The following is a 9449-nucleotide window of genomic DNA, read 5'->3' as shown; positions in this document are numbered from 1 at the left end:
CCGTTTCGACCGCGCCGGAAGTGGGGCGAATTATAGACCTCCCGAATCTGCCGTCAACACTTAATTTCATTTTTCTATCATGCGAGGAGAAAAGCCGGCGTCTATATAGACGTGCCGCGGATCGGTGCGCAATATACTGCCCAATATCACAATAAAACTCCGCCCCTCCTGGATGGTTCCCCGCAATGAATGATCAACCCCGCAGCCTGGCCTCAATCCTGTTCCCGGTCGGCCTGCTACTTATAGCCATGGCGTCCATTCAATCCGGGGCATCGCTGGCCAAGAGTATGTTTCCCATAGTTGGCGCCCAAGGAACGACGACATTGCGCTTGATATTTGCCAGCATGATCATGCTGTTGTTGCTGCGCCCCTGGAGAGCGAAGCTGACGGCCAAATCACTGCGCACTGTCATCATCTACGGAATGGCCTTGGGCGGGATGAACTTCCTCTTCTATATGTCATTGCGTACGGTACCTTTAGGGATCGCGGTAGCCCTGGAGTTCACTGGCCCATTGGCGGTTGCCATTTATGCCTCCCGACGCGCAATAGACTTCCTCTGGATCGCACTCGCCGCTACCGGACTGCTTTTGCTGATACCGACAGGAACGACCACTGCCGGCCTGGATCTTGTTGGGGCCGGATATGCACTGGGGGCCGGTGCCTGCTGGGCGCTGTATATCCTCTTCGGGCAGAAGGCCGGCGCTGATAATGGTGTAACCACAGCAGCACTGGGCGTCATGATCGCAGCTCTGTTTGTCGCGCCGATCGGCATCGTCCATGCGGGCGCCGCACTACTGACGCCGTCCCTGATACCGGTCGCGATTGGCGTTGCCATTCTTTCTACGGCCCTGCCCTACACCCTGGAAATGGTCGCCCTCACCCGTATGCCGGCCCGCACGTTCGGAACACTGATGAGCATCGAACCGGCATTCGGCGCATTGTCCGGCTTGTTGTTCCTGCAGGAATACCTGACGTTTGCGCAATGGATGGCGATTCTATGCATCATCCTGGCGTCAGTGGGGGCAACCATGACAATGGGAGCTGCTGCCAAACCAGCGGTTGCGGTGGATTGAAACAGGATTTGACTCAGGTCTGGTAATTGGCGCTCATTTAGGCCATGTTTAGCCACGTAACCCAATGCCAGACATGGACTTTTTCGGACAGGGACATCAGAACGCCTACAGCGCGAGCGAACAGGGGCGGACCCGAGCGTCAGACTCGAGGCCGCCATTAAGGATGGTAATGAAACGAATTTTGATACTGATCGCCGTACTCGCCATCGCGGGCTGCGCAGCGACATCGAAAACCCAGGTGAAGCACGGAAAGAAAGGGCTGCATATCAATTGCTCCGGACTCTCTTCCTCCTGGGACAAGTGCTATACCAGCGCCGCCAACGCCTGTGCACCGAAGGGTTACAAAGTCATTGCCAAATCAGGTGACGCCGTGGAAGAGCCGGGCGATTATCCATTTGGTCTGAATCCCGCCGGTTATACCAGCCGTAGCATGATCGTCATCTGCAAATAGTTCGACGCCATCTCACTCAGCGCACGGCTCATCGAGCAGGCGCTGAATCTCCTGGTGGCTCGACTCCAATACCCTGCGCTGAATCTCGGGCGAAGCAAGCATTCGTGCCACCACTAATGCCCCGACACATTGCGACAGAATGGACCACGCCAGACTGTCGCTCTCCAGTATCTTTGCCCAACTGTCCTGGAGTCGGCAGATCCACAGCTCAGCCTGTTCACGCACCGACTCATCCGACCGGGCTATCTCAGCCCCCAATGCAGGTAACGCACAACCGGATTCCGGCTGCTCGACATGAGCCATGCTCAAATATTGCTTGAGACAGCATTGCAGCCGCTGCCTGTCCTGCGCCCCCTCCCCGCCCAGCCGCTCAAGGCTTCGACTTAACTCACGCTCAACGATCGCGCTGAACAACTCACTTTTTGACGAGAAATGGCTGTAGAACGCAGCGCCACTCAGTCCGATCGCCTTCATCAGACCATCCACTCCCACGGTCGAGAAACCGGAGCTTTTCGCCGACAGCGCGCTGCTTTGCAGCAGTTTTTCCCGGGTTTCCAGTTTGTGGTTGGCGGAGTAACGCATGGCTTTTTCCTCAGAGTGAGCTGTCTTGACGCTGACAAAATCCTAGCATAACGTTCGTTCACTTAACGATCGTTTACCAAAGGGATCCACCCATGAATAACAAGAAGGTCGTATTGGTTGTCGGTGCAGGCGATGCAACGGGCGGCGCCATCGCCAGACGGTTCGCCAAAGAAGGTTTCATCGCTTGCGTCACACGCCGCAGCGCCGACAAATTACAGCCGTTGGTGGAATCCATTCAGGCAGACGGCGGTGAGGCCCACGGTTTTGCCTGTGATGCCCGCAAGGAAGACGAGGTGATAGCGCTGATCGAAGATATCGAAACCCGTATCGGGCCGATTGAAGCGTTCATTTTCAACATTGGCGCCAACGTGCCTTGCAGCATCCTCGAAGAAACTGCACGCAAGTATTTCAAGATCTGGGAAATGGCCTGTTTCTCGGGCTTCCTGAACGCTCGCGAAGTAGCAAAGCGCATGGTCATCCGCAAACGCGGCACGATTCTGTTCACCGGCGCCACTGCGGGACTGCGTGGAGCTTCCGGATTCGCGGCGTTTGCCGGAGCCAAGCACGGCATCCGCGCATTGGCACAAAGCATGGCCAGGGAGCTCGGGCCGATGAATATCCATGTTGCCCACGTTGTGGTTGATGGCGCCATCGACACCGACTTCATTCGCAGCAACTTCCCTGACAAGTATGCGACCAAGGATCAGGACGGTATTCTCGATCCCGGGCATATCGCCGAAAACTATTGGTATCTGCACAGCCAGCCAAGGGACGCCTGGACCTTCGAGCTGGATCTGCGTCCGTGGAATGAACGCTGGTAACCTTCCTCAAAAATAAAAAAGAGTGCAGCGACCATGAGCAAAACCGTGGAGTTCTACTTCGACCTTGGCAGCCCCGCCACTTATCTGGCGTACACCCAACTGTCAGCAATCTGCGCCAGGACCGACAGCCGGCTGGTCTATATCCCGATGTTGCTTGGAGGCGTATTCAAAGCCACAGGTAATGCATCACCGGCAATGATCCCGGCCAAAGGCCGTTACATGTTTCAGGACCTCGATCGCTACGCCAAACGCTACGGCGTGCCCCTGAAATTCAACCCGCATTTCCCGATCAATACTCTGATATTGATGCGGGCGGTGACCGGCATTCAATTGCGCCACCCCGAGCGCTTCCTGGCGTTCATCGACTGCCTGTTCAAAGCGTTGTGGGTTGAAGGTCGCAGCCTCGATGAACCGGCAACGGTTGCAGCCGTATTGAACGAACACGGCTTCAATCCTGAGCAGGTACTGGCATTGACCCATGAAGAAGCGGTAAAGACTGCCCTCAAGGACAACACCGAGGCCGCCGTAAAACGCGGTGTCTTCGGTGCCCCAAGCATGTTCATCGGCAACCAGTTGTTCTTTGGCCAGGATCGACTCGACTTCGTTGAAGAAGCCCTGCGCTAGATCTCTACCACCAAACGTCCCCGAACTGCTTTCGATGAAAGCAGTTCATGGGCCTCATAGGCCGATTCAAGGGTGAACCGACGCACATCAAGCAACGGCTTGACCTTCCCTGCCTCAATCAACAGCGCCGCCTGGCGCAGAATCTCGCCATGATGATCTCCGCCCTTCCCGGTCAGCAGAGGCATCAGGGTAAACACTCCCGAGTAGGTTGCACCGCGGAAGGACAGCGGTGCCAGACTATGTTGGCCCCAGCCCAGGCAACTCAAAACGTGCCCATGGTAGATTCCTGCAGCCTTGAAGGAAGCATCCAGCGTTTCGCCACCCACCGTGTCATAAACGATATCGAACCCCTCCCCCGCGGTGTACTCGCGGACATAGTCGTCAACCGACATTTCGCGGTAATCAATGAACGTCGCGCCATAACCTTCAATAATCCCGCGTTGCCCTGCGGATCCCGTCGCGAAAACCTCGGCACCGAATGCGCGGGCAATTTGCACCGCGACGTGCCCAACGCCACCCGCCCCTCCGTGAATCAGCACCTTTTGCCCGGCATTCACTCGTGCCCGATCCACCAGGCCTTCCCAGGCAGTAATCAGCACCAGCGGCAAACCTGCCGCCTCGCGCATGCTCAGGTTGACCGGCTTACGCGCCAGAAGTCGCACATCGACCACCGCAAATTCGGCCAGCGAACCCTGCACGCCGCCAACGCCGGTCGCCAACGCATAAACCTCATCACCCGGCGCCCAACCCTGCACGCCCTCACCCACCGCTTCAATCACACCCGCAAGATCCAGCCCCAGCACCGCCGGCAACGGCTGTCGAGCATGGGCGGCTTGCCCCGCGCGGATTTTCAGGTCCAGCGGATTCACGCCGCTGGCCTTGATCCGCACCAATACCAGTCCGGCACCAGCCACGGGACGTTCAAGGGAAACCAAGCGTAGCGGCCCATTGGCTACGTCTACTATCAGGGCGTTCATGTGCTTTGAATCAGTCATTTCGGTCATTCCTGTGGGAGAAAGTGAAGCCATGTTCTCCCAGTCGACTCATGCCGATAAGACGCCGAATGGCTATAGTGGTCATGCCATTCCGGCATGAATGAGGCGCTTCATGGACAAGCTCAACGCAATGGCAATTTTCGTCCGGGTGATCGAGCGCGGTAGCTTTTCCGCCGTGGCCCGTGAGCTGCAAACCACCCAACCCACCATCAGCAAAGTTCTGCGTGCTCTTGAAACCCAGCTGGGCGGCAAGCTGATTGCCCGCAGCACGCGCAAGCTGTCGCTGACCGATGAAGGTCAGCGGTACTACAACGAATGCCGCAATATTCTTGCAGCGGTGGATGCTGCCGAACACAGTTTCCAGTCCGGTCGGGAAACAGTCGCCGGGGCGTTACGAATAGGCTCATCGGTCAGCTTTGGCCGCCTGCAGATCGCTCCAAGACTCCCCGATTTTCTCAAGCGATACCCACAGATTCAGATCGACCTGCACCTGAACGATCAGAATCTGGATCTGGTCAGCGAGGGTCTGGATGTCAGCCTGCGCATCGGCGAGTTGAACGACAGCGGCATGATCGCCCGTCGAATTGGCACCACCCATCGCGTCACTGTCGCGGCACCTGTTTATCTGCAACACCATGGACATCCGCAATTGCCGCAGGATCTGACGCAGCACAACTGCCTGCAATTCAACCTGCTCGAATCGCAAAACCTGTGGACTTACGAAAAGGACGGCCAACGCCACGAGGTGCGCATCAAAGGCAACGCCCAGAGCAACAACTCGGAAGCGATCCGCGAAATGGTCCTGGGGGGATTGGGGATTTCGCTGTCACCGGCCTGGCTGTTCAGCGAGGATTTGAAGGCGGGTCGAGTGGTCGCCCTGTTGCAGGATTACCAGACCCGATCACTGCCAATACATGCCGTGTCCCCGGCGAACCGTCGCCAGTCCGCCAGGGTCAATGCGCTTGTCGAGTACATGGCCCGGGCGCTGGCAGCAGCACCCGAGCTTCAACCCATTAAATAGCGGCAGTACGCGTGTTCAGCCATGCCAGCGCCTCACCGCTGAGCAACGGACTCAAACGCTCGCGCACTTCGGTGTGATAGGCGTTCAACCATTGCTTCTCTTCCTGCGTCAGCAAAGACGGTTCCAGGCAACGGGTGTCGATCGGGCACAGGGTCAGGGTTTCGAACTTGAGGAAGTCACCGAACTCACTGCTGCCAGCCTCAACGTTCATCGCCAGGTTCTCGATTCGCACACCCCAACGCCCCGGACGATAAGTGCCTGGCTCGATAGACGTGATCATTCCTGGCTGCATGGCGGTTTGCGGCGCCGGCGCGGCCTGATAGGCGATCACCTGCGGACCTTCGTGCACATTGAGGAAATATCCCACGCCGTGACCGGTGCCATGGCCGTAATCCACGTTCTCGGCCCAGATCGGCGCACGGGCGATCGCATCCAGCAGCGGCGACAGAATGCCTTTCGGGAAATGCGCGCGGGACAACGCAATCACGCCCTTCAACACGCGGGTGCAGTCACGCTTCTGCTCCTCGGTTGGCGTACCGACCGGCACCATACGGGTGATGTCGGTGGTGCCACCCAGGTACTGTCCGCCGGAGTCGATCAGCAACAGACCATTGCCCTCGATCACCGCGTGTTCTTCTTCGGTGGCGTGATAATGCGGCATCGCGCCGTTGGCATTGAACGCAGCGATAGTGTTGAAACTCAGCGAAACATAATCCGGACGGCGCTCACGGGCCGCCGTGAGTTTTTCGTCGATGGTCAGCTCGGTAATGCGCTCACGCCCCCAGGCCGACTCAAGCCAGGTGAAGAACTCGCACAGCGCCGCGCCGTCCTGCTCCATTGCCCGACGGATATGCTCGGCATCTGCCGGGCTTTTTTTCGATTTGGCCAACGTTGTCGGGTTGAGGCCTTCAACCAGTTTCACACCATTGTCGAGATTGCCGAGCAAACCATTGGTCACCCGCGCCGGATCCACCAGCAGACTCGCGTCGCTCGGGATCGCACGCAAGGCATCCGCAACTTCGCTGTAGTCGCGCAGGGTCACACCGTCCTTCTCCAACACGGCGCGCAGTTCAGCGTCGACCTTGTTCAACGCCACAAACAGCGTGGCTTGTTGCTGGCTGATCAATGCGAAGGAAACGAATACCGGGTTGAATGACACATCGCCGCCACGCAGGTTAAACAGCCAGGCGATGTCGTCGAGGGTGGCGATGAAGTGCCAGTCCGCTCCGCGCTCCTGCAGGGTTTCGCGCAGTTGGGCGATTTTCTCGCCACGGCTGACGGTCGCCATCGGCGGCAGGTGCTGATAGATCGGCGCGTTCGGCAGGCCAGGACGATCGCCCCAGACCTCGTTCAACAGGTCGAGATCGGTACGCAAGCTGGCGCCCCGCGCTTCGAGCTTGCTGCCCAGCGTACGCGCCGAGGCCACGGCCATGACCGCGCCATCAACCGCGACCACGCCACCTTCCGGCGTCTGCTCGGCCAACCAGTCCAGCGGGCTCGGCTGACCCGGTTGCAGTTTCACAAGTTCGATACCGCTGCCCTTGAGTTCCTTGGTCGCCTGCTCCCAGTAACGACTGTCGGCCCAGACGCCGGCGAAATCGGCAGTGACAATCAAGGTGCCCACCGAACCATGGAAGCCCGACAACCATTGCCGCCCCTGCCAGTAACCCGGCAGGTACTCCGACAGGTGCGGGTCGGCGGACGGCACAAGCAGTGCGTGAATGCCTTCGCGACGCATCAGTTCGCGGGTGTGCGCCAGGCGCTGGGGAACCGTTCCTTCGGTCAAAGTCTGGGTACTCATCGTGTCTCCTGCCAATCACTTCATCGTTATTGTTCGGTGCCGTTCGAAACCGGCTCGTTAAAGCCCTGTCGCCCAGAATGCCGGAGCACTGGTGCAGGCGGTCTTGATCAGATCTACAGCCTTGTCGATGTCCTCGGCGGTGGTGAAACGACCGAGGCTCAGGCGAATGGTACGGCCGGCCAGGTGTGCGTCATGCCCCAGAGCCAGCAGCACGTGAGATGGTGTGTTGCTGGCGGAATTGCAGGCCGAGGTCGCGGAAAATGCGATCGAATGGCTCAACGCCGCCGGATTGAACTCGCCTTCGCTGAAGGTCAGGCTCAGGGTGTGCGGAATGCGTTGCGCGGCGCTGCCGTTGAGGCGCACGCCAGGCAGGCTCAATAGCTGTTCGAGCAGTCGCTCGCGCAACGCGACAATGGTTTTCTTCTCGTCCTCGAAAGCCTCGGCGGCCAAAGCAAACGCCGAGCCCATCGCGGCGATCTGATGCGTCGCCAACGTACCGGAACGCAACCCGCCCTCGTGGCCGCCGCCGTGAATCTGCGCCTGCAAACGTTGTTGCGCACGCGGACCGACGTACAGCGCACCGATGCCCTTGGGGCCGTAAAGCTTGTGCGCCGAAAACGACATCAGGTCCACCGGCCATTGCGCCAGATCAATCACGACCTTGCCGGCGCCCTGGGCCGCATCGACATGGAACAACGCCCCACGCCCGCGCACCACTTCGCCGATGGCGGGGATGTCGTTGACGGTGCCGAGTTCGTTGTTGACCAGCATCAACGACACCAGAAAGGTGTCATCGCGCATTGCTTCGCTGACCGCCCGCGGAGTGATCAGGCCCTCGGCGTCCGGTACCAGATAGGTGACGGCCACACCGGACTCCTGCAATTGCCGGGCAGTGTCGAGAATGGCTTTGTGTTCGATCTGACTGGTGATGATGTGGCCGCCGGAAACGCCGCGGGCCTGAGCCACGCCCTTGAGGGCGAGGTTGTTGGATTCAGTGGCGCCGGAGGTCCAGACGATTTGCTGTGGCTGCGCGCCGACCAGTTCGGCCACCTGACGGCGGGCGTTTTCGACGGTTTTGCGGGCCTGCTGACCAAAGGCGTGGGAACTGGAGGCCGGGTTGCCGAAATTACCGTTGAAACCCAGACACTCGATCATCACCTGAATGACCCGCTCATCCACCGGAGTGGTGGCGGCGTAATCGAAATACAGCGGACGTTGATTCATAAAAAGACTCGCAGAGCGTGTTCCGGGATCAGGAGGCTCGTATCTGCGAACGGCGCGGCACAGCCTTGTGAGCTGCGCCCGGGTTCGAGAGCGTCATCAATACCTGATCGGATGCCGTTAAAGAAGTAGGGCTTCATTAAAAGTGCGTAGGAACGCTCCTGAACGCGACTTTAACAGGCATCAGGCCGGTGGTTGTAGCGCTGCGTCAGCTAAAGCTTTCAAGGAGTAACGGATACAGCGAAATCACCAGCAGCGCGGCCATGCCCCAGTTGAACACCCGCAACCAGCGGCGATCCTTGAGCACGTTGCGCAGCAAGGTCCCGCACGCCGCCCAGACGCCGACGCTCGGCAGGTTGATGATGGCGAACACCGCAGCGATCACGATGACGTTGGTGAAATATCCCTGCATCGGTGTGTAAGTGCTGATGGCACCGATGGCCATGATCCACGCCTTGGGATTGACCCACTGGAAGGCTGCCGCGCCGAGGTAGCTGATCGGTTTCGCCTCGCCGGATTCGCTTTCGCCGACCGGGCCGGAATGGGCGATTTTCCACGCCAGGTACAGCAAGTACGCCGCGCCGACATACCGCAGCACCGAGTACAGGATCGGATAGGTCTGAAACACCGCGCCCAGCCCGAACCCCACCGCCACCACCAGCACGAAGAAACCGCAGGTAATGCCGAGCATATGAGGAATGGTGCGGTTGAAGCCGAAATTCACCCCCGACGCCAACAACATCGTGTTGTTCGGCCCCGGTGTGATCGAGGTGACAAGGGCAAACAGGGCAAAGCCCAACAGCAGGTCAAGCGAGAGGGTCATGGCAGGCAGTCCGTCAGGGTCATTCAGGTGTTGACCC

10 protein-coding genes are annotated in these 9449 nt (G+C 59.0%); 5 read left to right on the top strand and 5 right to left on the bottom strand.

The genetic code is table 11. The annotated features are described in order from the left end of the window. The first annotated feature begins 185 nt into the window (after window positions 1–185). Together rhtA and ACK6BI_RS08340 are read left to right on the top strand one after the other, a co-directional pair. Window positions 186–1073: a threonine/homoserine exporter RhtA gene (gene rhtA / locus ACK6BI_RS08345; RefSeq protein WP_409316681.1), complete on the top strand. Its 888-nt coding sequence runs from the start codon at window positions 186–188 to the stop codon at window positions 1071–1073. Between the two features lie 169 nt (window positions 1074–1242). Beyond that, entirely contained in the window at window positions 1243–1524 is a 282-nt protein-coding gene (locus ACK6BI_RS08340; RefSeq protein ID WP_065257014.1) for a hypothetical protein, read from the top strand. 12 nt (window positions 1525–1536) lie between these two features. Here ACK6BI_RS08340 and ACK6BI_RS08335 read toward each other — a convergent pair whose 3' ends face one another. Then, the gene (locus ACK6BI_RS08335; protein WP_409316680.1) at window positions 1537–2106 is read right to left on the bottom strand and encodes a TetR/AcrR family transcriptional regulator; all 570 of its coding nucleotides are present in this window, start codon (window positions 2104–2106) and stop codon (window positions 1537–1539) included. Window positions 2107–2198: 92 nt separating this feature from the next. On the opposite strand from ACK6BI_RS08335, the gene ACK6BI_RS08330 reads away from it, so the two are divergent. Together ACK6BI_RS08330 and ACK6BI_RS08325 are read left to right on the top strand one after the other, a co-directional pair. Further along, on the top strand, window positions 2199–2927 hold the full coding sequence (locus tag ACK6BI_RS08330) for an SDR family oxidoreductase (protein WP_409316679.1): 729 nt from the start codon (window positions 2199–2201) through the stop codon (window positions 2925–2927). A 33-nt stretch (window positions 2928–2960) separates the two neighbouring features. Then, window positions 2961–3551 carry a 2-hydroxychromene-2-carboxylate isomerase gene (locus tag ACK6BI_RS08325; protein WP_409316678.1) on the top strand — a complete coding sequence of 197 codons (591 nt, stop codon included), beginning with the start codon at window positions 2961–2963 and terminating at the stop codon, window positions 3549–3551. Here the strand turns inward: ACK6BI_RS08325 and ACK6BI_RS08320 are convergent. Then, the gene (locus ACK6BI_RS08320) at window positions 3548–4546 is read right to left on the bottom strand and encodes a zinc-dependent alcohol dehydrogenase family protein (RefSeq protein ID WP_409316677.1); all 999 of its coding nucleotides are present in this window, start codon (window positions 4544–4546) and stop codon (window positions 3548–3550) included. The two genes, ACK6BI_RS08325 and ACK6BI_RS08320, sit on opposite strands and share 4 nt — an antisense overlap. A gap of 112 nt (window positions 4547–4658) precedes the next feature. Between ACK6BI_RS08320 and ACK6BI_RS08315 the strand changes: the two genes are divergently transcribed. Then, on the top strand, window positions 4659–5567 hold the full coding sequence (locus ACK6BI_RS08315) for a LysR family transcriptional regulator (RefSeq protein ID WP_409316676.1): 909 nt from the start codon (window positions 4659–4661) through the stop codon (window positions 5565–5567). Here the strand turns inward: ACK6BI_RS08315 and ACK6BI_RS08310 are convergent. The 3 genes from ACK6BI_RS08310 to ACK6BI_RS08300 all read right to left on the bottom strand — a co-directional run bounded on the left by ACK6BI_RS08310 (window position 5560) and on the right by ACK6BI_RS08300 (window position 9412). Beyond that, window positions 5560–7368 carry an aminopeptidase P family protein gene (locus ACK6BI_RS08310; RefSeq protein WP_409316675.1) on the bottom strand — a complete coding sequence of 603 codons (1809 nt, stop codon included), beginning with the start codon at window positions 7366–7368 and terminating at the stop codon, window positions 5560–5562. The two genes, ACK6BI_RS08315 and ACK6BI_RS08310, sit on opposite strands and share 8 nt — an antisense overlap. A gap of 57 nt (window positions 7369–7425) precedes the next feature. Next, a complete protein-coding gene (locus tag ACK6BI_RS08305; RefSeq protein ID WP_409316674.1) occupies window positions 7426–8592 on the bottom strand; it encodes an aminotransferase class V-fold PLP-dependent enzyme in 1167 nt (388 codons plus the stop codon). Window positions 8593–8797: 205 nt separating this feature from the next. After that, window positions 8798–9412 (bottom strand): LysE family translocator, encoded by a 615-nt coding sequence (locus ACK6BI_RS08300; RefSeq protein ID WP_409316673.1) that lies wholly within the window; start codon window positions 9410–9412, stop codon window positions 8798–8800. Window positions 9413–9449 lie beyond the last annotated feature (37 nt).

The organism is Pseudomonas sp. KCJK9016, assembly GCF_046231795.1.
Taxonomy (GTDB): Bacteria; Pseudomonadota; Gammaproteobacteria; order Pseudomonadales; family Pseudomonadaceae; genus Aquipseudomonas; species Aquipseudomonas bananamidigenes.
Note: the sequence above shows the minus strand (reverse complement) of the source record. Positions and strands in the feature narration are given on the sequence as shown.

Bases quoted from the DNA above. Each gene is read 5' to 3' on its own strand.
- ACK6BI_RS08330 (WP_409316679.1), top strand. From the start codon at position 2,199: ATGAATAACAAGAAGGTCGTATTGGTTGTCGGTGCAGGCGATGCAACG.
- ACK6BI_RS08325 (WP_409316678.1), top strand. From the start codon at position 2,961: ATGAGCAAAACCGTGGAGTTCTACTTCGACCTTGGCAGCCCCGCCACT.
- ACK6BI_RS08305 (WP_409316674.1), bottom strand. From the start codon at position 8,592: ATGAATCAACGTCCGCTGTATTTCGATTACGCCGCCACCACTCCGGTG.
- ACK6BI_RS08300 (WP_409316673.1), bottom strand. From the start codon at position 9,412: ATGACCCTCTCGCTTGACCTGCTGTTGGGCTTTGCCCTGTTTGCCCTT.
- ACK6BI_RS08320 (WP_409316677.1), bottom strand. From the start codon at position 4,546: ATGACTGATTCAAAGCACATGAACGCCCTGATAGTAGACGTAGCCAAT.
- ACK6BI_RS08335 (WP_409316680.1), bottom strand. From the start codon at position 2,106: ATGCGTTACTCCGCCAACCACAAACTGGAAACCCGGGAAAAACTGCTG.
- ACK6BI_RS08310 (WP_409316675.1), bottom strand. From the start codon at position 7,368: ATGAGTACCCAGACTTTGACCGAAGGAACGGTTCCCCAGCGCCTGGCG.
- ACK6BI_RS08340 (WP_065257014.1), top strand. From the start codon at position 1,243: ATGAAACGAATTTTGATACTGATCGCCGTACTCGCCATCGCGGGCTGC.
- rhtA (WP_409316681.1), top strand. From the start codon at position 186: ATGAATGATCAACCCCGCAGCCTGGCCTCAATCCTGTTCCCGGTCGGC.
- ACK6BI_RS08315 (WP_409316676.1), top strand. From the start codon at position 4,659: ATGGACAAGCTCAACGCAATGGCAATTTTCGTCCGGGTGATCGAGCGC.